The organism is Desertivirga arenae (assembly GCF_017355785.1).
GTDB lineage: Bacteria > Bacteroidota > Bacteroidia > Sphingobacteriales > Sphingobacteriaceae > Desertivirga > Desertivirga arenae.
In genome coordinates this window covers 244,607-267,362 of the sequence record NZ_JAFEWE010000006.1, presented here as the reverse complement: position 1 = coordinate 267,362, position 22,756 = coordinate 244,607, and the positions used below count along the sequence as shown (strand labels likewise).

General features: G+C 42.1%; 14 protein-coding genes. 9 read left to right on the top strand and 5 right to left on the bottom strand.

Translation table 11 applies throughout. The annotated features are described in order from the left end of the window. The first annotated feature begins 108 nt into the window (after positions 1-108). The 6 genes from J4N24_RS14525 (at position 109) to J4N24_RS14500 (ending at position 9,977) form a co-directional block, all read left to right on the top strand. Positions 109-708, top strand: coding sequence for an RNA polymerase sigma factor (locus J4N24_RS14525; RefSeq protein ID WP_207534421.1), 600 nt, complete (start codon positions 109-111; stop codon positions 706-708). Between the two features lie 95 nt (positions 709-803). Beyond that, positions 804-1,964 (top strand): FecR family protein, encoded by a 1,161-nt coding sequence (locus J4N24_RS14520; protein WP_207534420.1) that lies wholly within the window; start codon positions 804-806, stop codon positions 1,962-1,964. A gap of 32 nt (positions 1,965-1,996) precedes the next feature. Continuing rightward, entirely contained in the window at positions 1,997-5,605 is a 3,609-nt protein-coding gene (locus J4N24_RS14515; RefSeq protein ID WP_207534419.1) for a SusC/RagA family TonB-linked outer membrane protein, read from the top strand. Between the two features lie 4 nt (positions 5,606-5,609). After that, positions 5,610-7,040 carry a RagB/SusD family nutrient uptake outer membrane protein gene (locus J4N24_RS14510; protein ID WP_207534418.1) on the top strand — a complete coding sequence of 477 codons (1,431 nt, stop codon included), beginning with the start codon at positions 5,610-5,612 and terminating at the stop codon, positions 7,038-7,040. A 14-nt stretch (positions 7,041-7,054) separates the two neighbouring features. Then, on the top strand, positions 7,055-9,472 hold the full coding sequence (locus J4N24_RS14505; protein ID WP_207534417.1) for a zinc-dependent metalloprotease: 2,418 nt from the start codon (positions 7,055-7,057) through the stop codon (positions 9,470-9,472). Position 9,473: 1 nt separating this feature from the next. Continuing rightward, positions 9,474-9,977: a DUF3347 domain-containing protein gene (locus J4N24_RS14500; protein WP_207534416.1), complete on the top strand. Its 504-nt coding sequence runs from the start codon at positions 9,474-9,476 to the stop codon at positions 9,975-9,977. Positions 9,978-10,039: 62 nt separating this feature from the next. Here J4N24_RS14500 and J4N24_RS14495 read toward each other — a convergent pair whose 3' ends face one another. The 3 genes from J4N24_RS14495 to J4N24_RS14485 form a co-directional block, all read right to left on the bottom strand. Then, the gene (locus J4N24_RS14495; protein ID WP_207534415.1) at positions 10,040-11,584 is read right to left on the bottom strand and encodes a DUF4832 domain-containing protein; all 1,545 of its coding nucleotides are present in this window, start codon (positions 11,582-11,584) and stop codon (positions 10,040-10,042) included. Between the two features lie 38 nt (positions 11,585-11,622). Next, complete coding sequence (locus J4N24_RS14490) at positions 11,623-12,873, bottom strand: SusE domain-containing protein (RefSeq protein ID WP_207534414.1); 1,251 nt, start codon at positions 12,871-12,873, stop codon at positions 11,623-11,625. 155 nt (positions 12,874-13,028) lie between these two features. Then, the gene (locus J4N24_RS14485) at positions 13,029-14,054 is read right to left on the bottom strand and encodes a LacI family DNA-binding transcriptional regulator (protein ID WP_207534413.1); all 1,026 of its coding nucleotides are present in this window, start codon (positions 14,052-14,054) and stop codon (positions 13,029-13,031) included. Positions 14,055-14,248: 194 nt separating this feature from the next. On the opposite strand from J4N24_RS14485, the gene J4N24_RS14480 reads away from it, so the two are divergent. From J4N24_RS14480 to J4N24_RS14470, 3 genes are read left to right on the top strand one after another with little or no spacing between them, the layout of a single operon-like run. Next, the gene (locus tag J4N24_RS14480; protein ID WP_207534412.1) at positions 14,249-16,531 is read left to right on the top strand and encodes an FAD-dependent oxidoreductase; all 2,283 of its coding nucleotides are present in this window, start codon (positions 14,249-14,251) and stop codon (positions 16,529-16,531) included. Between the two features lie 18 nt (positions 16,532-16,549). Next, positions 16,550-18,268: a sodium:solute symporter family protein gene (locus tag J4N24_RS14475; protein ID WP_242691630.1), complete on the top strand. Its 1,719-nt coding sequence runs from the start codon at positions 16,550-16,552 to the stop codon at positions 18,266-18,268. After that, entirely contained in the window at positions 18,261-19,661 is a 1,401-nt protein-coding gene (locus tag J4N24_RS14470; RefSeq protein ID WP_207534411.1) for a sialate O-acetylesterase, read from the top strand. The genes J4N24_RS14475 and J4N24_RS14470 overlap by 8 nt, the downstream gene beginning before the upstream one ends. A gap of 6 nt (positions 19,662-19,667) precedes the next feature. Here the strand turns inward: J4N24_RS14470 and J4N24_RS14465 are convergent, their stop codons facing one another. Both J4N24_RS14465 and J4N24_RS14460 read right to left on the bottom strand, forming a co-directional pair. Beyond that, on the bottom strand, positions 19,668-21,620 hold the full coding sequence (locus J4N24_RS14465; RefSeq protein ID WP_256439377.1) for a glycoside hydrolase family 97 protein: 1,953 nt from the start codon (positions 21,618-21,620) through the stop codon (positions 19,668-19,670). 23 nt (positions 21,621-21,643) lie between these two features. Further along, complete coding sequence (locus J4N24_RS14460) at positions 21,644-22,753, bottom strand: alginate lyase family protein (protein WP_207534409.1); 1,110 nt, start codon at positions 22,751-22,753, stop codon at positions 21,644-21,646. Positions 22,754-22,756 lie beyond the last annotated feature (3 nt).

The window sequence follows — 22,756 nt, the reverse complement described above, 5'->3', positions numbered from 1 at the left end:
TAAACGCAGTAATAGCCCTGGTTGTGAAGCCGAATATTCTTTCCGATATTCCCTGTACCTCATCTGCACTAGTGTTAGAATTCCCAAAAAAAACCTAGCTTTGAGTACATGCAGAATGAAAATTTAACGGGCGATGAAGGGGATCTCCTGATTTCTCTTAAAAAGGGTGATAAAACTGCATTCGATTTCTTTTACCGGAAATACAGTAAGGGTATTTATCAGAAGCTTAATTATATGGTCAAATCTCCTGAGCTTTCAGAAGAAATGCTGCAGGATGTTTTTGTAAAGGTCTGGCTTAAAAAAGAGGACTTGGACGAGAACCGCTCGTTTAGGAACTGGGCGCTAACTATCGCGCAGAACCTCGTTTACGATTACTTTCGCAAATTAGCCCTTGACAACAAGATGCAGCAACACCTCATTGAGACCTTCTCTGAATTTTATAATCAAACAGAAGATTATTTATTGAACAAGGAAAGACAGGCTGTTTTGACCAAAGCAATGGACAAATTAACACCTCAAAGGAAAGAGATCTTTAAAATGTGCAAAATTGAGGGTAGAAGTTATAAGGAAGTTGCGGAAATGTTATCCATTAGTCCTTCTACAGTAAGTAATCAGCTAGTAAGTGCCACAAAAACTGTAAAAGATTATGTTTTTTTTCACTCCGGAGATCTGTTTATGCTTTATTTAGCTGCAATTTTTATGTCTTAATGGCCTACTTTCCTGTTTTTTTAATATTATTTTAAAAAAAAAGTTCAAATGGAGTAGTGTGAATCTTTATTTCAACCGTATCTGTGTTATAAGTAATGATGAGAGAAATAAAATCCTTTAATTCAATATTCCAAAAGTATCTTTCCGGAACAGCAACATCAGCTGAACTGGAACAGCTTTTCAGTCACTTTAAAACGTTTGATAAAGAGGAACTCAGGCAAATGATTTCCCGGGAGATGGAGAATGCTCCACAAATATCCCTACACGAGGTTTCAGATGATCATCTCGAAACTATCCTGGTAAAAATTAATAAGTCCATCGGTGTTAACCTTGATACCCCGCTAAAGGGCAGGGTTCGAAACTTATACCAGCAAGTAGCGAGGATTGCCGCGGTGTTCATCCTTATCTCCTCTATTGCTGCGGCCATATACATTTATTCGAGCTCTGGTCCCTCAAATATTAATCCTGGTGGAAATTACGCGGTATTAAGAGGCAGTACCTCCTCAAAAGATCTTCATGCTTCTAAAACAGGAGTATTATTTACCAGGAGCGGAGTGGAGGTTAGCAAAGCTGCCGACGGCATTATTGCTTATAAAGTTAAAAGTGAAAATGCTGAGGCAGCAAAAATAGAGCAAGCCGTGGTTACTCCTGACGGAGGTCAATATAAAGTTAAGTTGAGCGATGGTACTCTTGTTGTACTTAACTCAGGATCAGAAATACAATATCCTCTGGCTTTTTCGGACACAATCAGAAAGGTTAAATTGAAGGGGGAAGCTTATTTTGAAGTAGCAAAAAATCGAAGTAAGCCATTTGTGGTAGAGGTTGGAAATGTAAAGGTGAGGGTACTAGGTACGCGCTTTAATGTGAGTAGTTATGAAGAAGATAAAGGGGTTAAAACCACCTTGCTGGAAGGAAGTGTGATGCTTACTAGTGTTAAAAATAAGCAGCAGCTGTTATTAAAGCCTGACCAGCAGGCAATAGAAGCAGGAAATCAATTAAAGATAAAGGAGGTTGAAGCAGATGATTTCGCAGCCTGGACGGAAGACCGCTTTGTATTTAAAGACGAAGCAATAGCAAACGTGATGCACAAGCTCTCGCGCTGGTATAGGTTCGAAGTCGATTACAGCTCGCTGCCCAACAAGAATTTGTATCTGAATATCAGCAAGCAGCAAGATATACAGCAGGTTTTGGAAATGATTTCCGTTACATCAAATATAGAGTTTAGATGGAGGGGCAACAGGCTCACCGTCAAGTAGTAGATAAATTTTTTTAAATCCAATCAGCGTTTATGTCCCACCGTTCCACTTGTCCCTCAAGGACAGGGTACAGGCTTCGTATTAGCTTGTCTCTCCTGTTAGTGCTGTTCTTATCCTCTGCATTAGAACTACGAGCACAATCCTTAAGTTTTACGTTTAAAAACGAATCATTAATCAATGTCATTAATCAAATTTCAGCGCAGACAGGGCATCAATTCGTTTACGACGCCGCTTATGTAAGTAAAGCTTCGCCTATCTCCTTTAGTATTAAGTCGGCCAGCGTAAAACAAGTATTAGATCAGGTAGTTAAAGGTCAGTCATTTACATACCAGATAAAAGGCAAGACCATTGTCCTCAAGTCGCTTCAATCTTTGGAAAGCGCTGAGTTTACTATTCATGGGATGGTTGTTGATAGTTTAGGAGGGCCGCTTCCCGGGGCAACAATCAAAGTTCGTAATAAATCTCAGTTTGTAAAGAGTGATGCCGACGGACATTTCTCGATCCCTCTTACTTCAGTAGAGAATAGCATTGAAGTGAGCTTTGTAGGCTTCCTGAACGAGTATCGCTCTTTTAATGAGTCAGCAGCAAAGAACGTGGTAACGATCAAAATGAGAGATAATAAATCGCTCTTGTCTGATGTGATTGTGACGGGTTATCAAACGATTAGCCGGGAGAGATCATCTGCTCTGGCAACTGTTTTAGATAACCAGAAGCTGAATGAGAATATTAACGTGGATTTGATGAGTGCATTGGAGGGAAGAGTTCCGGGATTGCTTTATCAGAAGAATCCAACAGGAATGGGAGTAGATAAGCCAATATTAAGAGGGGTAGGTACAATTTCTCCTAATATGGATGTTACTCCCCTTATTGTAATTGATGGTCTTCCTACTACAACTTCCCTGGAAGATATTAACCCCTATGATGTTGAGTCTGTTACCGTTTTAAGGGACGCAGCTGCCGCTTCGATATATGGAGCTAAGTCAGCAAATGGAGTAATTGTGGTAACTACAAAAAAGGGGAGTGGGGCAGTGAAGCTTAACTTCAACTCCGACGTCTTCATTACACAGAAGCCGGATCTGGATGCTATGCACTATGCCTCTACTTCAGATATCATTGACTATGAGATGGCTACTTATGAAAGAGAGCGATCTCGTTACGCTAGTACAGAAACAATGTTTGCAGCATATGGGGATGTGGCTAATGGAACGATAAAGTATTATAGTCCGCTTTACCAACTCTATAGAGACAGAGATGCGGGTAAAATAACGGGGGATCAATTTTCAAGTACAGTCAACTCCTGGAGAAATAATGATTACATCCGTGATTATACCAACAACGTGTGGAGGAATGAATTTCGTCAACGCTATAATTTATCACTAAGCAGTGGTGGCACAAAGTCAAATACCTTCGCTTCGATAAATTATGATCAAACGGCTCAACGTATGATCAATAATAACGATAAAAGGCTTAATCTTTATTTTAAGAATACTTATAATCCGAAAAAGTGGCTGGGTCTGACCTTTGGTGTAAATGGTAATTACCTCAATACCGAGGCTGTGGACGTCGAATACGAAACTGGCAGATACACTCTACAACCACGGTATGCACAAATTGTAGATGAAGAGGGAAATTGGGTTTATGCAGATTACGTAAACATCGACGATAGCTTCACGAATGCTGGACCGATGAACGGGGCAGCAGCAGCTAAGATCAATGCGAATTCTGCTTTTCGGTCAACTCGTTTTAACATGCTTGAGGCTCTTAATGAAGGAAAGGAGAATCAGATCAGTACAGCGATCAGGGCGTTTTCGAATGTGCAGTTAAACCTATTAAAGAGCTTGAAATTCAATACGCAGCTCCAGTATGAAACATCGCAGGCAAAATTAGAAAGCTATTATGACCCGCAGTCGTATAAAATGCGCTATGCTTATAATGCCTTAACAGCTTATACTGCATCTACTAACAGGTATACTTATGCCCTGCCTGCTGCTGGCCGTTTTTACCAAAGAGCAACCTCGAGAAACTCCTACACCTGGAGAAATCAGTTAAGCTTTGATAAAGAATTCCGCGAAAAGCATGCTATTGCTGCAATCGGTGGTTTTGAACTTAGTCAGACCATGACTCCACGCAGAGTTGAAAGCTTGCGTTACGGATATGATCCAATAACACTAAACTATGTGGTTCTTGATAATTTTACCTTAAGTCAGACGGGGGCCGCAAGTTATATCTACGGTGGAAATAAAACCCTTTCGAATGGTGTTGATGCTAAGCAATCAGAAATAAAGCACCGCTATGTCTCCTGGTATGCAAACGGTAGTTATACGTATCTGGGAAGATATAACATTACAGGTAGCGTCAGGAATGATATGGCTGATCTGCTTGGCGTGGCGTTCAGAGACAAAATCCGTCCGCTCTGGTCTGCAGGTTTAAGCTGGAATGCCAGCAGTGAACCTTTCCTTAGCGATATTGCATGGTTGAGTTCTTTAAAACTGAGAGCAACCATTGGATCTAATGGAAATATCGATCAAACCTCTTTTGGGGCTATGACTGGTACCTGGAAATCAGATGTGCTTTTCCCAAGTAATCGATATCTTGATATAACACTTCCTAATCCTAGTTTACGTTGGGAGAAGGTTACGACAAAGAATCTTGGAGTTGATTACGCTGTCTTCTCTAATCGTTTGCGGGGTAGCGTCGATCTTTATAAAAAGAAAAGTTCAGATCTAATCGTCACTACAGACTTAGACCCAACTGTTGGAGCAAGTTCTCAAAGAGTGAACGCTGGAGCACTTGATAATACGGGTGTTGACATAGCAATAGGTGGCGATTGGTTGAGATCCAAAAAGTTTGCTATTACAACCCAGGTAAATCTTGCATTCAATCATACTGAAGTTAAAAAAGTAACCCGAGCTGTGGGAACGGCAGGTAGTTATATTGTATCTCCTACTGATTATTTCGAAGTTAATACCACCTACAATTCTCTTTATGCTTACCGATTTGGTGGCATCCAGGATGGTTATCCTTATTTCTTAGATGAGAGTGGCAACCCAACTATTCAATTTGATGCAAATGGAAAGCCTATCCCCACCACGGTCAAGTCGATCAACAAGCTGGAGGCACTTGAAAGAATGGGTTCTTTAGTGCCTACGTATACTGGTTCGCTCTCACAACGTTTCAGGTACTCATCTTTTGAGTTGGGAATGTTGTTCGTGTTCTCAGGAGGAAATGTAATGAGAGGTGATGTTTTAGGACTAGCCCAGGCTGTAACCACAGATATGGAAAGGATCAACCGCTACTCGGATGCCAATAGTACTACTCAGATTCGTCCTTATGTCGATTATGCTGATAATATGCTGACCTATGCTACTACCATTTCGAGTATGTGGGAGCGGTCGAATATGAATATTCTGAAAGGTGATTATATAAAGCTTCGCAACATCTCATTATCTTACAGCATTCCTAATACTCTTACTAAAAGGGTAGGCCTAAGTTCCGCAAGATTAACTGCACAGGCTAATAATTTATGGTACAAAAGTGCTGCCGGCGATGATATAGACCCTGAGGTTTATTCTGCAAACAGCGGTACCCGTAATATTCCTCTTCCTAAATCCTTCTTGTTTGGCTTCAACTTAAGTTTCTGATACAATGAAAAGATATTTTAAAGCAATCCTTGCAGCGGGCCTTTTAATGGGTACTTTCTCCTGCAAAAAATTTATAGATATAGCGCCAAAGGGAGCTATGGTAATTGAAAAGGCAGACGATTACTACAAGCTGGTATCCTATCCTAATCGTGCCTATGTGATCAATAACTTCCAGTATTTGATGGACGATCAGTGGATGAAGGAATCGAACGTAATTGGAATTACCCCTAATATCAATACAGTACACTTCACTTTCGATGAAACCGCTGATCGTGTATCAATGGTGAGCAGCTCTAACTTTTATGACAGGGCCTATGTCTATATCAATCGTTGGAACTCGATCATCTCTCTGGTAGATTTTAGCGAAGGAGATGATAGGATAAAACAACTGGCAAAGGCAGAAGCAAAAGTGTTAAGAGCTTTCGATCATTTCCTCCTTGTAAATGTTTATGCAAGGGCCTATAATCCTGAAACTGCTGCTACAGATGGGGGGATTTGTATAATGGATAAATACGACCTGGAATCACAACCTAAAAAATCATCGGTTGAAGAGGTCTACAAATTTATACAGAAGGACATTGATGAAGCTTTGCCTTACCTGGAGGATAAGCCTTCGGATGTATACCATCCATCACTGGCTTTTGCCTGGGCACTGAAAGCTAAAGTTCATCTTTTTAAAAGGGAAGTAGCAGAAGCCAAAGCTGCTTGTTTGAAATCCCTGAGTTATAACGACCAGATCTTTGATCTTGTTAATTATAGCAAATTAGGAGGGCCTACTGCTGCAAATGCTCTCCCTGCTCCGAATAATCCTGAAGTATTGAGTTATATGTATATGACGGGGTACAACGAGATGAATTTTGCATGGAGCTATATTATTAGTCCCGAGTTACGAGCACTGTTTGGAAATAACGATGCGCGCTTCAATCTTTTTTTCAATACTACAAATACAAGTTTCCTGGATATTGGTTCAAACACAGCTTATTATAACGTGGTTTACACACGCTTTTTCTACCCAACAGTGGGTTTAAGAACTACAGAGGTGCATTTAATGCTTGCTGAATGTTATGCCCGGGAAAATGATCTTTCTTCTGCTATGACCATTGTAAATAAGCTTCGTGAAAAGAGAATTCTTTCCGGCACTGTAACATTGCCTGTTCCTGCAACAAGGAAGGAGACCATGGAGCTGATCATAAACGAGCGCCGAAAGGAATTGCTCTTCGGGGTTAACCGCTTCTTTGACTTGAAGCGACTGAATACCGAGCCCGAATATGCCAAGACGATCGTTCGCACCTTCCCGCTTGTCAATAAAACTGTTCCTCAAAAAACATATACTCTACAGCCGAATTCGAGATTGTATATACTCCCGTTCCCGATGAATATTCTTAAAAAGAACCCGGGACTTACCTTGAACACCGACGAAAGAATTCCTCTTTAATACATTAATCATCTATGCGTTTTCTTTTTCTATTAATGATCTGTGCAGCCAGCTTAAAGGCTGCTGCACAAATCACCCCTGCTAAAAAAGATAGTACCACTGCTGCTGGTCCCCAAGGCTACGAGAAGCTGTTTGCCAAGGCTACTTCTACAAAGAAAGGCTTGTTCACTATAAAATATAGTGATAACAAATATTACTTCGAGATACCAGATTCTCTATTCAGGAGACCTATTCTTACGATAACCCGCTTCACCGCAACACCTCAGGGCTTCGGCAAGTATGGTGGTGAAATGGCTAACGAGCAAACTGTATACTTTGAGAAAGGCTTTGGTAATAAAATATTCCTCAGGGCCATGATCTACCGACAGGAAACCCCTGATTCTACCCAGGCGATCTATCAGGCAGTTTCGAATTCGCAGGTTAATCCCATTGTAGCAGCCTTTGATGTCAAAGCGGTAAATCCGGTAAACCAGGCGAAAGTGATTGAGGTGACAGATTTCTTCCGTAAGGATAACAGTGTGAGTTCTGTTCATTCGGAACTGCGTACAGAGAAGAAACTCGGTGCTCTGGCAGATGACCGTTCTTTTATTGAAAAGGTAAGCGCTTTCCCGATCAATATCGAGGTGCGTACAGTAAAAACCTATTCAACTTCCTCGCCTCAAACTGCTGCAGGTGCATTAACCGGAACTGTAACTTTGAGTCTGAACACCTCATTTGTGCTGCTTCCAAAGGTACCGATGCGTAAACGCTATTTCGATGAGCGGGTTGGATATTTTTCAAACAAGGTCCTGAATTTTGATGATGCAGGGCAGGGAAGTCAAGCTTCTTATTATATCCAGCGTTACAGACTTGAACCTAAGGAAAAGGATATCGAGCGGTATAAAATAGGCCAGCTGGTTGAGCCTAAAAAGCAGATCGTTTATTACATAGATCCTGCGACTCCTAAAAAATGGAGACCTTACCTGATACAGGGTGTGAACGACTGGCAGAAAGCATTTGAACAGGCAGGTTTTAAAAATGCTATTGTAGCTAAAGAATGGCCGGCATCAGATACGAGCATGAGTTTAGAGGATGCGCGTTTTTCAGTGATCCGCTATTACGCTTCAGAAACTCCAAACGCCTATGGTCCCCGTATCAGTGATCCCCGCAGCGGTGAGATTATGGAAAGCCACGTAGGCTGGTATCATGATGTGATGAAACTGGTTCATGGCTGGTACATGATACAAGTAGGGCCCCTCGATAAAAGGGCGCGTAAGATGGTGCTGGATGATGAACTGATGGGGCAATTGATCCGTTTCGTTTCCTCACATGAAATTGGACACACACTTGGATTGCGCCATAATATGGGTGCCAGCAGTCAGACTCCGGTAGAATTATTACGAGATAAAAAATGGGTGGAGAAGAACGGGCATACAGTTTCTATTATGGACTATGCCCGTTTCAATTACGTTGCCCAGCCTGAAGATAATATTGGTCCGAAAGGTATTTTCCCTCGCATCGGCGCCTACGATAAATGGGCAGTTGAATGGGGCTACCGGTATTTCCCCGGCATGGCCGAGACTAAAGAACGTACCCTATTGAAAAAAATGATTGTGGATACTTTGGCGCGAAATCCTCGTTTGTGGTTTGGTGGAGAAGGAAAAGATACAGACCCTAGAAGCCAAACTGAGGACCTTGGCGACAATGCCATGAAAGCAGGTCACTATGGTATCCTGAATCTGAAAAGGGTTGCAAGAGAACTGCCCGAGTGGACCTACGAAGAGGGAAACCTTTACACTAACCTTGAACAAATGCATAAATCGCTGGTGCGTCAGTACAGTCGTTACCTATATCATGTAATGAAGAACCTGGGTAATCATTATGTAGATGCGAGGAGCTATGAACAGGCGGGGAATGTTAACAGGCCAATAGCATTAGCAACAGTAAAACAGGTGTTCGCTTACCTGGATGCTGAGCTTTACGAAGCTCCCTTATGGATGTATCCCTCAAATATAACCAGTAAAATAGAGTCAGATCCCTACAAATCGATATCTGAAGTTCAGGGACAGATCACTACGATGCTGCTTAGCCCGGGTATGGTCTTTAATGTAACTGACTCAACTGCCCTGAAAACCGGCTATAATCCGCGGGCCTATTTTACGGACGTGATGAACCTGATCTGGAAAGTGGATAAAGATCCTGCTTCAGCAAAGTTCAGGAGAGTGAACCAGCGCTTATATCTGGAAAAACTAAATCAATTGGTGAATCCAACTGAGGCTATGACTTCCATATATCAACGTTCAGATGTACGGCTGTATGCTATTGAGCATTGTAATACATTGCTTACGCGCTTAAAGTCAACTAGTCCCCAAAATGAGCTTGAGGAATTACATTATGAATATAGCATCAAGCAATTAAACAAGATCATTGAAAAATATAACAAAGCAGACTAATATGAGATTTTTAACAATTCTATTCCTATTGTCAGTAATTGTAGGATTTAAAGCCCGTGCTCAAAGCAAAAAGCAGGCTGCTTACAATGATTCCTTTACTAATGGGTATTTGGCCATTAAAGACAAATTGGTATTAAACGATTCAGTAAGTACTAAAAAACTTTCCATCGAGTTTTACGAAAAGTTAAAGGGTTATTCCCCTAAAAATGTTCCTGCAGATTCAGTTGAAATCTTTAACAAATTGAAGGATAAGTTGGTGAGCTATGCGGGCAAGATGGCTTCAACCCAGAACGTGAACAGACAAAGAGAGTCCTTTTCTCCTATGAGTCAGTTGTTCTGGAGAATGTCTGGCATCATAAAGATGTCTACTGAAAGTTTATACTATCAGCAATGCCCGATGACTGGCGTTACCTGGGTTAGCAGAGAGAATACTATTAAAAACCCTTATTATCCCAAGAATATGCTTACCTGTGGGAAAGTAGTAGGTGAACGTAAAGGTATTTAGTGGAAAGGGTCCTGTAAACTCTATTGATTTACAGGACCCTGTTTAACCTGTACTGATACTTGTTATTGAACCTGCAATTCAGCAAGTTTAACCCATCCGCTTCGGGTTGTTTCATTATTGACCGCAAGTTTAATACCTGGTTCATTCTCTTCAGAAGTATCAACAATAGCGACTGCCCAGGTATACTTTCCCGGAGGAGCATCTATCACTGTTTTAAAGTTGTATGATACAGGATTGTCTTTCAGCCAGTTTGAAGGTTCACTGTTGGAGTCTACGTATAGTTTCTTCACATTATTCCGTACGTCGAGCAGGGCGAAAGCTACTTTATATTTATAATTCCATTGTGGAAGGTTGTTTGGGCAATATCCCCAGCCCATATTCCTCCAGCGGTGGGTAATGGTTGTCTGAGTGCCTTTTTTAACTACCCGTGGAACAGATACCTGATCTGGATAAAGCCTGTATCCACCCTCAGAAACGAAGCGCTGCACCAATGAAAAGGTCTTTTCAAACCATGAGTTTATTTCGCCAACCCTAAAATCCATCATGTTCACTTTGGCTTCTGCGGAAGCATCAAATTCTCCCAGTCGCACATCTTCAGGATGACCTTCTCTGTACTTTCCGCTTGGGTCGATCCAATAGCGATGTGTACCGGTTGTGATCCAGCCGCCTTCCATTAATATGGGTCGCTTGTTATTCCAGGTTTTTGCAAATTGTCTTTCCCAGTTCGAATAGTAGTCGGTCATTCCGAAGGCATCCTGCCTAAGGCAGTAACCCTTATTGATTGCTTTAGTTAAAAGTCGCTCGGTATTAGGGTTCAAAGAGCCCCAGCTGGTAGGGTGTCCTACTACCCTATGGTAATTGATAGCCAAAGGGATCCTTGTGAAGCAACGTGCGTATAGCCCCGTAACCCAATCCATTACCTCTTCTTTAACGACTTCAGTCTCTGCTGCGGTTAACGTACCTGGGGGGGCGTAAATAACATTATGAGCTTCTCCCCATTTGCCTAAACCATACCCATCGATAAACGAAGTTCGCGCAGGATCATTAAATCTTTTGCCAAACGCTTCTATAAACTTTGTATAGTACTGCCTGAAGATTGGATCCTGCGGATAAGGGGTCTTCCAGGTGGGATATGTGGGATTTTCTAAGTAAAATTGGGCACCTGCATCAAAGACAAATTGCGGTGTGTTCAGTCCCTGGTCCCGGCCATCTACCACTATTCGAAATGCAATGGGAATACCCCTCTTCTCAGCTCCCATGATTAATTTTCCAAGTTGGGAGTTAGGATCATTCCAGGTATAGACTCCGTCACTGGGGTTTAGATTAGCCCAGCTGGTGCGAATATAACAGGCTGCGGTATAATCCTGTGCCTTCACCTTTTTGCCTAGTTCAGGTACATAGTATTCTGAATCCCAGTAGCTATCAGTTGCGCCACGCGCTGCATACATCACCCATCCATTTAAAGGATTGCGTAGGGGACTAGTTTTATTGTAATTAAGTTTGATTACTGTGGTGTCGCCGGGCTCAGTGATTGCACTAAGGACCTCTTCCTTGGTACAAGAAGTAGTAAGCACGCACACAAGTGCCATCAATAAATATCTGAACATATCTTTAGTTTTATAGTAATGTTTTATAAAAGGTTTCTTTAGCGTTGATCGGCAAGAATCTTCATCTTCCTTAAGTCGAGCACAAGGAAATTTGTACCGCTTGGGATGGTATAATAGGAATTACGTTGTGCCGATGAGAATCCTCCTGAAAGATCAGCTTCAGTACCGAGGTTAAGAATCATTTCCTGCGCTGTACCTGTGGCCGTTAATGGGCAGCTAAAGGCGTAGGCAATATTCTTGTTGTTGTCACTGCCTCCGTAAACAATGAACTTTGTTTTTCCTGTGCGTCCACCGCGATATATAAGTATCTGAGGATCGGCAAGGCTAACCGAACAATCCATTTTTATGGGCGTCCCGAAACCATTGATCGCTCCATGCATCCAAAGATCAGTCACTTCCGTTGTTGTTGCTACTCCTGAGCTGTTGTTCCATACAACGCTTTTTGGTAACAAAGCTTTAGCTGGCGAGTAGATGATTGATGTTGCTGCCTGTAGATTAACAACAATGCGATATTGCCCGGGAGTTGTTATTTGCCATGAGAAAGCTGTGTTTCGTTTCTTTATCCTCACTTCTTCGCCATCTTGTAACGCTCCCGTGCTATTGGTTTCATAGATGTAGTGTGTTGCACCTTTAAGTTCAATTGGAATTTGTAGATCTCCTGCTTGCAGGTCAACAAGCGCAGCATATTGATTGTCATCCTCCAGAGTTCTACTCATTTCAATCCTGCTTGTTCCTGTTACTGCGGTTCCACCCAGGAAGATTTTATCTGCCTCGATAGCAAGAGGCGTTGCTGGCTGTACATCAACAGTAACGGTTCTTACTTCCTCTGCCTCGGCTCCTGAGTCTTCCTCCCATTGAGCAATCACTCTGAACTGAACGGTGAAAGACCGGTTATTGGGTATACCCCATTTCAGCTTTGCCCAGTTTTGCAACTGTTCAGAAGTAAAGCTCCTGCTTATGATCCCTTCATCTTCCTGATTGGAGATTGCGGTGGATGGGCCAAAGTTGTTACCTGCCAGATCCAACTTGGTAGTGTACGATACAGGATGATCTTTTGTAGAAGGATCGGTCTGGGTCCATGAAAATGTTACCACGTCTTTTTTGATGTCCTCATCATTCAGAACAATTTCAATAGAAGAAGCCTTCAATGTTATTGGTTCGTGAATTTTCTCTATTTCATCCGTGAGTTGCTCGCAGCTGCTTAAACAGAGCCCGAAAGCAGATACTGAAAATAAACTTAATGCCAGGTTGCCAAACCTGGTTCTGGTTAGTTTTGATAGGTTAAACATATGATGTTTGTTAATTGGTTGTTTTTTCAAACATCCTAACATTATCATATACAGGAGGATTGCAAATCCTGCAAAATAGGGCTCATTTCTCTGCAGGAAAAGCTAGAGATACCTATAACCAAAATTTGATATTGATTTTTAAATAGTACAGGCAGTTAAGATGCTTTGACCGTGGAGTTCCTTACTATTAATTCTGTATTTAGAACTTTTACTAATGGCTTCCATTTCGACATCTCCTTATCAACCTGGTCTAATAATAATTGCATCGCTACTTCACCCATCTCTTTTACTGGTTGAGATATGGTAGTTAAGCTGGGTTCAATAAAGCTTGAAGCGTAATTGTCACTGAATCCTACTACAGCTATATCCTCCGGGATTCGGCGGCCCATTTGTTTGATGATCTGTATTGCTTCGATCGCAGTAGGATCATTAATGGCGAATAAGGCATCCGGGGGATTGTCATTGTCGAGCAAATGCTTTACATAGATGCGTACTTTACTAAGTGTCAGATCGTAGGAGATGATCAGATCTTCATCTATCTTGATATTATGCTTTTTCAAAGCATCCTTATAACCGTTTAGTCGCTTTCTGCTTATTGCCAGTGATTCTGGTCCAGCAAGGTGTGCAATCCTCCTCTTACCAATTTGGATAAGGTGTTCTACTGCTTTAAAAGCAGCATCGTAATCATCAACTACCACTTTTGGAACCATCATTTCTTCACAAACACGGTTGAAGAATACCACCGGTACCCCTCTTTTATGAAAAGCCTTTAAGTGATCGAAGTTCCTGGTCTCTTTACTTAATGATACTAAAAGGCCGTCCACTCTATTCGTTAGCATTACCTTGGCATTGGCTACCTCGGTCTCGTAGCTTTCGTTCGACTGACTTACCAGAAGGTTATAGCCCTGTTGAGAGGCAACTTCCTGAGCACCGATAATTACCTGAGGGAAGAAAGAAGTAATAAATTCAGGAACAATTATCCCAATAGTTTTAGTCTTGTTGGTGATCAGACTTATTGAAAAAATATTACGCTGATAGTCGAGCTCCTCGGCTAAGGCAAGGACAGCTTTCCTCGTTTCTTCTTTCACATTAGGGTGGCCTGTTAAAGCCCTGGAAACTGTTGACTTAGACAAATTCAGCTTCTGCGCAATATCAATAATTGTGGTCTGATGACTTTTCATGAATCTAATGTAGGAACAAAAAATGAATCAGGTGTCAATCGGTAGGATTGGGACCGTTCCCAATAATTGCAACCGTTCCCATGTTCTTTTTTGCGCCAGATACCCCGATCGCTTTGGGAAAGCTCAATATCTTCGACATGATTATAAACCACTTATCTGCAAAATAAGCAGGTTCATTTTTTAAAGCATTAATAATGAAACAAGAATCATTTACTATAAAGAGAGAATTGCATGCAGAGAGTCTCGTGGCTGATCTGGGAATAGTTGGAGGAGGTCTTTCTGGAGTATGTACAGCGATAACGGCAGCCAGGGCCGGAGTGAAAGTGGTATTGCTGCAGGATCGGCCTGTGCTGGGTGGAAATTCATCAAGTGAAGTGCGGCTATGGATCCTTGGCGCAACCTCTCATATGGGAAATAACAATCGCTGGTCAAGGGAAGGAGGGGTGATTGATGAGATACTGGTAGAGAACACCTATAAAAATTCTGAGGGAAACCCACTAATATTTGATATGATCCTTCTGGATAAGGTGAAGCAGGAATCGAACATTACTCTTCTTTTGAATACAGCCGTGTATGACCTGGTTAAAAAGGATAACGATACTATTGAATCCTTAAAAGCTTTTTGCAGTCAAAATTCAACCACTTATACTGTTCAGGCTCCCTTGTTTTGTGATGCTTCCGGAGATGGAATTGTAGGATTCCTTTCAGGAGCTGCATTCAGGATGGGGGCGGAAAGTACAGAGGAGTTTGGCGAAAAGATGGCTCCAACGGAGGAGTATGGTGAATTGCTCGGACATTCGCTTTATTTCTATAGTAAGGATACCGGTAAACCTGTTACATTTACCCCACCCACATTTGCCCTTCAGGATATCAAAGAAATACCGAGGTTCAGGAATTTTAACTCCAAAGAATTTGGTTGTAAGCTGTGGTGGGTGGAGTATGGTGGCCGTCTGGATACCGTTCATGACACCGAGAAGATTAAATGGGAGTTATGGAAGGTGGTTTATGGCGTGTGGAATCATATTAAAAATTCAGGGGACTTTCCTGATGCAGAAAATCTAACGCTGGAGTGGGTTGGAACTATTCCGGGAAAGAGAGAGAGCCGCCGATTCGAAGGAGACTATATCCTTACCCAGCAGGACTTGATAGAGCAAAGACACCATGACGATGCCGTTGCTTACGGTGGCTGGTCCATTGACCTGCATCCTGCTGATGGAGTCTATAGTGAAAAGCCTGGCTGTAATCAATGGCATAGCAAGGGAGTTTTTCATATTCCTTACAGATGTCTCTATAGTAAAAACATCAGAAATCTTTTTCTTACGGGCAGGATCATAAGTGTGAGCCACGTTGCCTTTGGTGCCACCCGCGTAATGGCTACAAGTGCCTATGTTGGGCAATCAGTCGGTATGGCTAGTAAATTATGTTTAGATAAAAAATTGCAGCCTTCAGGACTATTGAATAATGGATATATAGGCGAATTGCAGCAGAACCTTCTTAAGAGAGGCCAGTATATTCCAGGGTTAAAAGTGGAAGACATAAGCGACCTGGTGCAACAGGCCATAATAAGTGCTTCAAGCGAATTAAAGTTTAATGGTTTTAGCCATGAGGGTGAATGGAAGACCCTTGAAATATCCTCTGCACAACTATGGCCTTTGTCTGCTGGTAAAATTCCGTTGTTCAAAACTTCTGTGTACGTGCTTGAAGATACTGTATTGGAAATTGAATTGAGAGGTACCCAAAGAAATGGAAATTATACTCCTGATGTAAATCTTGGGAAGAAGGAGCTCAAACTGGCCAAAGGTCTGCATGAGCTGGAATTGGGTTTTGATGCTACTTTAGGTATGGATGGATATGTATTTCTGATGTTTCAACGAAACCCCAATGTACAACTGGGATATTCTGAAAAGCGGGTGACAGGGATACTATCGGTGTTTAATCTGGTAAATAAGGCGGTGTCGAACTACGGAAAACAGAGTCCTGCTCCTAATACCGGAGTTGAGGAATTTGAATTTTGGTGTCCTCAGCGTAGACCCCACGGCCAGAATTTAGCGGTGGAAGTTCCTGTTCCCTTAAATGTTTTTCAGGCTTCAAACATAAAGAATGGTGTTGACCGACCTACTACTCGACCGAATGCATGGGTGGCCGACTTCAACGATCCATTCCCGCAGCTCGAACTTCAGTGGGATATAGATCAGGAAATAAAACGGATAGAGCTTTGGTTTGACACTGATTTTGATCATCCCATGGAATCGGTTTTGATGACCCATCCTGAAAAAGCTATGCCTTTCTGCGTAAGAAATTATACTATACTTGACGGTCTTGGTAATGAACTAGCTACTGTTACAGGTAACTTTCAAACAAGTAATATTGTAGAGTTACCCTCGGCTATTACAACAAATAAATTGATCATAAAAATGGAGCATCCTTCTGAAAAGGTACCAGCAGCTATATTTGCGGTAAGGTGCTATTCAAATTAACATCAGGGAGAAAGGATCATGGCAAATCTGGATTTTATTGTAATGGGCGTTTTTGCATTGCTCATTTTCGCGATCGGACTCACCTTTACCAGAGTTGGAAGTAAAAGCGGGCAGGCATTTTTTGAAGCGGGTGGAGAAACCCCCTGGTGGATTAATGGCTTGTCTTTGTTCATCAGTTACTTTTCAGCCGGAACTTTTGTGGTTTGGGGATCGATAGCTTATAAGCATGGACTGGTAGCAAATGCTATTCAGCTTACTATGGCTATCAGCGGACTTATCGTTACGCTATTTATCGCGGCAAAATGGAAGAGCACAGGGGTGGCAACTGCTGCAGAATATATCGGGAAACGCTTTGGAGCTTCCGAGAAACAGTTTTATACTTACCTCACCTTACTGCTCAGCTTGTTCACCACAGCTGCTGTACTGTACCCAGTCGGTAAAATGGTGCATGTAGTTACAGGAGTCTCGGTGGACATCAGTATTGTGATCATCGGCTTAATTATTGTGCTTTATACTGCAGCCGGCGGCTTATGGGCTGTTCTTGTAACCGACGTTGTTCAATTTGTAATACTTTCGGCTGCTGTTGTTATTGTAATTCCAATTGCATTTTCCAACATTGGTGGTGCAGAAAATCTGATTAATAAAGCTCCTGAGAACTTCTTTCAGCCCTTTAACAATGATTATACTTTTGGTTTTATGCTAGCCTTTATCGTTTATCAAACCTTTTATATTGGAGGTAACTGGTCGTACGTGCAGCGATATACCAGCGTTTCCAATGCAAAGAATTCAAAGAAGGTGGCGGGTATATTTACCGTTCTCTATTTTGTTAGTCCGGTGATCTGGATGATTCCCCCCATGGTTTACAGGATCATTAATCCTAACCTTCAGGGACTGGACACTGAAGATGCTTACATGATGCTAATTCAAAAGGTAATGCCAGCGGGTCTGATCGGACTGGTACTCGCCGGGATGGTCTCAGCCACTTCCAGTAAAGCGAATACGACCATCAATATGGCTGCAACGGTGTTTGCACAAGATATTTATCAGAATTTGATCAGACCTTCTGCGCCTGAAAAAGAGGTGATTTGGGTTGCTCGATTTTTTACCCTCCTCTTTGGTGTAGGTACCATTTTGATTGCTATATGGATACCTAGTGCAGGGGGAATTGTTGAGGTGGTATTAAGTACCGCTTCTATTGCCGGGGGAGCGTTGTTTGCTCCTATTATTTGGACGCTGTTCTCAAAACGTCAAACGGGCTTTTCTGTAGTCACCACAACTTTAATTTCTTTAGGTCTGAATCTGTTCCTTAAAATAGTATGTCCGGCTTTATATGATTTTAAGCTAAACCGTACAATGGAGACGATAGCGGGAATGGGAATTCCGGTAGTACTGTTAGCATCGTTCGACACTTATTATCGCTCTCGCGGAATAGTATCTTCAAGAGCCGTGCTTATGGCAGCAGATGTCTTTGAAATCCAGCGAGGAGGCTTGGAAGACAAAGCGGTACAACATGCGGATGCCGAGAAACAAAACATCTTTGGAATAAGGGTTATCGCTGCAGCAATGGCCTGCGTAGGAGCGGGGATCACTATCCTGGGCGCGCTGGCGGAGAACTTTTCAGGTGTTGTTATGGGGGTTGGAATTGTGGTACTCCTACTGGCTGTATTTATAGGCAGGCTGACTGTTAAGATGAAGAAGAGTTCTGAACTACCTAAACAACAATTACAACATGTATAAATATCGCTTCCTGTTTTCTTGTCTTTGTCTGCTGAATATTTCAACAGTCTTTGCAAACGTTAGACTACCTGCCGTTTTCGCTGATAACATGGTATTGCAACAAAAAAGCAGGGTTAAAATTTGGGGAACCTCCTCCGAAAACGAGACTGTCAGGATAAGAACCTCCTGGGATAATAAAAAGTATTCTGTAAGATCCGGTCTTTCCTGGCAGATCATGGTAAATACACCAGCAGCAGGTGGCCCATTTGAAATCGAGATAACAGGTCGAAACAAAATTATTTTCAAAAATGTGCTTATTGGGGAAGTGTGGTTATGTTCCGGGCAATCAAATATGGAGATGCCGGTAAAGGGATTTTATAATTCGCCCGTGCTAAACTCCAATGATTTATTGTTACAATCCCCTAACTCGAAAATCCGCCTTTTTCGTATTGAAAGGAAGGCTGCCGCTGAACCTCAACAGGATGTGAAAGGCACTTGGGAGGAAGCCGCTCCGGAATCTGTAAGTGAATTTAGTGCAGTAGCTTACCAATTTGCTGTTTTATTGAATAAAAACCTTAGTGTTCCTGTTGGGCTCATCCAATCTGCCTGGGGCGGATCTCCTATTGAAGCATGGATGGAGGATAAATCCTTTGCTCAGTTATCGAAAGAAAACAAGCTTACAGGAGGGGCAACCTCACAGAAGATCCATCATATCCCTTCTCATTTATTCAATGGTATGATAGCTCCGATTGTAGGATACAATATAGCTGGTGCTCTATGGTATCAGGGAGAGCAGAACAGGTACAATTACCAGGATTATAGTTTGCTGCAACCGGCAATGGTGAAATCATGGAGAAGCCTTTGGAATCAGGGGGCCTGGCCCTTTTTCTATGTTCAGATCGCTCCTATGCACTATCCGGAGAATCAGAAACATTTACTGCCTTTTCTAAGGGAGGTTCAGTTGAAACTAGAAGATCAGATTCCGAATTCGGGAATGGCAGTATCAATCGATGGGGGAGAGGAACATAACATCCATCCGGCAAATAAAGAAATTATCAGTAAGCGTCTGGCATTTCTGGCTTTGTCAAAAAAATACGGACAACCCGCACTGGGTTATTCTGCTCCCAAATACAAGTCTATCCAAATCTCTAAAGATACAGTAATTGTTCATTTCTCTAACGCCTCAATGGGTATTGCTTCCATGGGAAAAGACATAACTCAGTTTGAAATTGCAGGAAAGGACCGCAAATTCTATAAAGCAGAGGCCCGGATAAAAGGGGCTGATGTTCTTGTCTATAGCACAAGAGTGTCATCACCAGAAGCCGTGCGCTATGCTTTCAGCGATTGGGCAATAGGTGAATTATATGGTGTGAATGGCTTACCCGTATCTTCATTCAGGTCGGATGACTGGTGACAAGCCTTACTTCGTCCTAACTAGTTTGATACAAGCACCTCCACCCGGGGCTAACTTTAAATCTATGAGTGTTTTACGGGTAACCTCTTGCTCCGAAGCCTTGCACGTCTCCCGGTTTTTTAAGTAGTGGGCATCATCACCGTCCTGAACAATATAGGCTTTAAACCGGCCCTGTGGTAGGAATGATAACGGGATATTGAGTGTGCGTCCCTTTTCATTGCTTGCTGCTCCGATCAGGTAAACATTATCTGTAGCTTGCCGCATGGTCACTATATATTCTCCGATTTCACCTGAAAGGGTTTTACTTTCCTTCCAGGGCATTTTCTGGGCAGACAAGAAGGCAAGTAATTCCGGATATTTCTGGTAATATTCCGGGATGTCAGGGATGATGGTTGCGCCGGAAAAGGTAATAAGGGTTCTGGCTGCTTCTGAAACTACTGTAGAAGGTACCTCCATATTGTTGTCTTTTCTGGTTGTTTTTCCTTGGCGAAGGTCGAACATGCCATTGTTCATATCCACAGGGCCCGCGATCATATTGACAAAAGCTGAGGTTACAAAGGTTTTTGGATAGAAAATGTCGTGCCCATCCAGCTGAGCCTTGCAGTATTCTCTGGTAAGGGCATTGGGCCAGGTTCGCATTTGACCGTAAGGATGAACAGGCTCATCGTGAAAGTCGATCAGGAGCTTGTTTTTAGCACAAAGCTCCGTTAATAATCTGGTGCGGGCATTTTTTTCTTCTGGCTTACCGGTCATAAATCCGTACTTCACCCCGGCAGCACCCCATTCTCCATACTGTTTCAATATTTGTTCAATCGGAAAATTCTTCCCTCCAATATCATTTAAATAAAGCCAAACACCAACATTCCTTTCCTTGCCGTATTGGATTATGTTTTGTACGTCCTTTGCTTTATCTCCTTTTAACGGGTCAGAGCTTTTAGCGAATTCAGGACCATACCAATTGGCGTCAAGCACCAAATGAGGAAAACCCTGTTCAGCTGCAAAATCGATCATTTTAACCCATGATGGATAGTTCATTTCGTAATGAAACCCATCCCATTCAGCTCCATCGATTCTCCAGTCCCACAACGCTATTCCTGGTTTAACCCAGGAAAAATCCATTGTCGGAGCTGGATTCAAAAGTTCGAGCAAATGAGAGTCAACAAGTTGACCGGGAGTGGTTCCAGAAAATATTACCCGCCAGGCCGATTGATACCCGGGATATAAAAGCTTGGGTTTGGATGCAACAGAGAATTTAAACTCTCCTTTTTTTGATTGAAGTTTCATTGGCTCCCCTTCAGTTAAACAGGCTTCATGAACTGCCATATAAGAATTGCTGCCTGCTTTGATTGTCATAACCGGCATTCGTTCTCCTTCAGCTATTGAAAGTAGTTCAGGACCTATGTTATGTTTTTCAAAGTTGTAATACCATGCGGTGAAATCCCCTGTAAAGTTGAATTCTGTTAATTCGGATACCACTCTGTGTTCTGACTTACTTTCCTTAGGAAACCTGTATCTAAATGCCACGCCTTCATTATAAGCTCTGAATTCAATGGATAATTGTGATTTATAAGGGGCTGTCCCAGAAACTTCTAGTATTAACTCATTAAAATGATCACGAACAATCTCTCTTTTCCCCCAAACCGGCCTCCAAGCAGAATCTACTGTTTTTCGACTTGACGACGTTATTTTCCAATTAAGAGATGGAATATTACCCACTTCCTCTGCCTTAAATCCTAAACGTGAATCCTTAATCAACTGCTTGCTATGTGCGGAATAGCCATAGATGATCTCTCCGTTGACTTTTTGCTCGATATGCAATAGTAACTGCCGATCTGGCGAGGCTAGCGTGTATCTTTTTGAACCCTGTGCTTGTGCCTTTAAAAAACAAAAACAGGTTATTAAAAAAAGGAAGAGACCTAAGGAGTGAAAGGGAAAATGTGTTCTTTTTGAGGTATTCATCTTTGCGGAAGCTGCTAACTATTCTATTTTTTTTCTGTGTGGTAATTTAGCGAAAGTGGCATTAACGTCGGATATACCCATGCAAAATCATGTTGGGCGTATACCAGAGGCCGAAGTGGGGTAAGAAATTTATCGAAGGCAGGATCTTTGAAGATTCCCGACATCGCTTCAATAAGATTTGCGGGCCAACATCCGTATTTATCTCCTTTCAGTCCAGTTCTGGGATCTTTGAACCAGGTCCACTCCGAAGGGCGTTGTTGAAAATAAAGAAGGTAGTCGAGCGCTTTCTTCATACTTTTATTATTTCGTTCATATCTAAATAGGTTTTCTCCGCTTGCATTAAGGATTATCCAGGAAGTGGCCGTAATAGGGGCAAGGGAGAAATAGGTATACCAGATTCCATTAGCACCGCGCTTAACTTCCTCGATCATATGTCCGTCTTCTGCTATTTTTTCAAAAAGGTCAGTTTTAAAAAGACGAATGTTCTCTGCCATGTCCTCTTCGTCGTCAAGATAGTAATCTGCAAGTGATGATGCAAATCGTCCCCAATCACCCCAATTATTAGTCCTACCACGTATCTCATTTCCAGCTTTGCGATAAACATATTTAATCCACCAGGAAAAATGTTCCCGATCTTCATTCTTCCATCCTCTAAAACTGCGCATCAGTTCAGCGGCCATTACCAGTGCACCTCCAGAATAGCATAATACCAGCGGGCCATCTGCTTCTGAATAAGTTTTGTTAATGCTGCTCCAGGCATTAATAAAATACAAGGATCTTTCTGCATATATCGCCTTGCCACTTAATTGCCAGGCTAAAGCACAAGTATATGCGCTAAAACAATCATTTTGTAGACCGAGGGAGTTTTTACGATGCTCTTCTGGCTTGAAATAAAAACCGGGAATACTAAGATCAGGATTTGCATGATGTCTTGTTGTAATAACTGAATCTGCTTTTTGGATAAGTTGATTGTAAGCCATCAGATAAGCAGGATTTTTTTTTAGCAGCTGTTGCTTTACGAATTCAATTTGCTCTACTGTATGCATCCCTCCCGGATGAGGATAGGCAACTACGAAAATGGCTGCAAAAAAAATAATGGTTGTTAGAATTACACTTTTGAGGTACTCGTTCATAGC

Coding starts and splice junctions, on each gene's coding strand:
- J4N24_RS14525 (WP_207534421.1), top strand. CDS start 109: ATGCAGAATGAAAATTTAACGGGCGATGAAGGGGATCTCCTGATTTCT.
- J4N24_RS14520 (WP_207534420.1), top strand. CDS start 804: ATGATGAGAGAAATAAAATCCTTTAATTCAATATTCCAAAAGTATCTT.
- J4N24_RS14515 (WP_207534419.1), top strand. CDS start 1,997: ATGTCCCACCGTTCCACTTGTCCCTCAAGGACAGGGTACAGGCTTCGT.
- J4N24_RS14510 (WP_207534418.1), top strand. CDS start 5,610: ATGAAAAGATATTTTAAAGCAATCCTTGCAGCGGGCCTTTTAATGGGT.
- J4N24_RS14505 (WP_207534417.1), top strand. CDS start 7,055: ATGCGTTTTCTTTTTCTATTAATGATCTGTGCAGCCAGCTTAAAGGCT.
- J4N24_RS14500 (WP_207534416.1), top strand. CDS start 9,474: ATGAGATTTTTAACAATTCTATTCCTATTGTCAGTAATTGTAGGATTT.
- J4N24_RS14495 (WP_207534415.1), bottom strand. CDS start 11,584: ATGTTCAGATATTTATTGATGGCACTTGTGTGCGTGCTTACTACTTCT.
- J4N24_RS14490 (WP_207534414.1), bottom strand. CDS start 12,873: ATGTTTAACCTATCAAAACTAACCAGAACCAGGTTTGGCAACCTGGCA.
- J4N24_RS14485 (WP_207534413.1), bottom strand. CDS start 14,054: ATGAAAAGTCATCAGACCACAATTATTGATATTGCGCAGAAGCTGAAT.
- J4N24_RS14480 (WP_207534412.1), top strand. CDS start 14,249: ATGAAACAAGAATCATTTACTATAAAGAGAGAATTGCATGCAGAGAGT.
- J4N24_RS14475 (WP_242691630.1), top strand. CDS start 16,550: ATGGCAAATCTGGATTTTATTGTAATGGGCGTTTTTGCATTGCTCATT.
- J4N24_RS14470 (WP_207534411.1), top strand. CDS start 18,261: ATGTATAAATATCGCTTCCTGTTTTCTTGTCTTTGTCTGCTGAATATT.
- J4N24_RS14465 (WP_256439377.1), bottom strand. CDS start 21,620: ATGAATACCTCAAAAAGAACACATTTTCCCTTTCACTCCTTAGGTCTC.
- J4N24_RS14460 (WP_207534409.1), bottom strand. CDS start 22,753: ATGAACGAGTACCTCAAAAGTGTAATTCTAACAACCATTATTTTTTTT.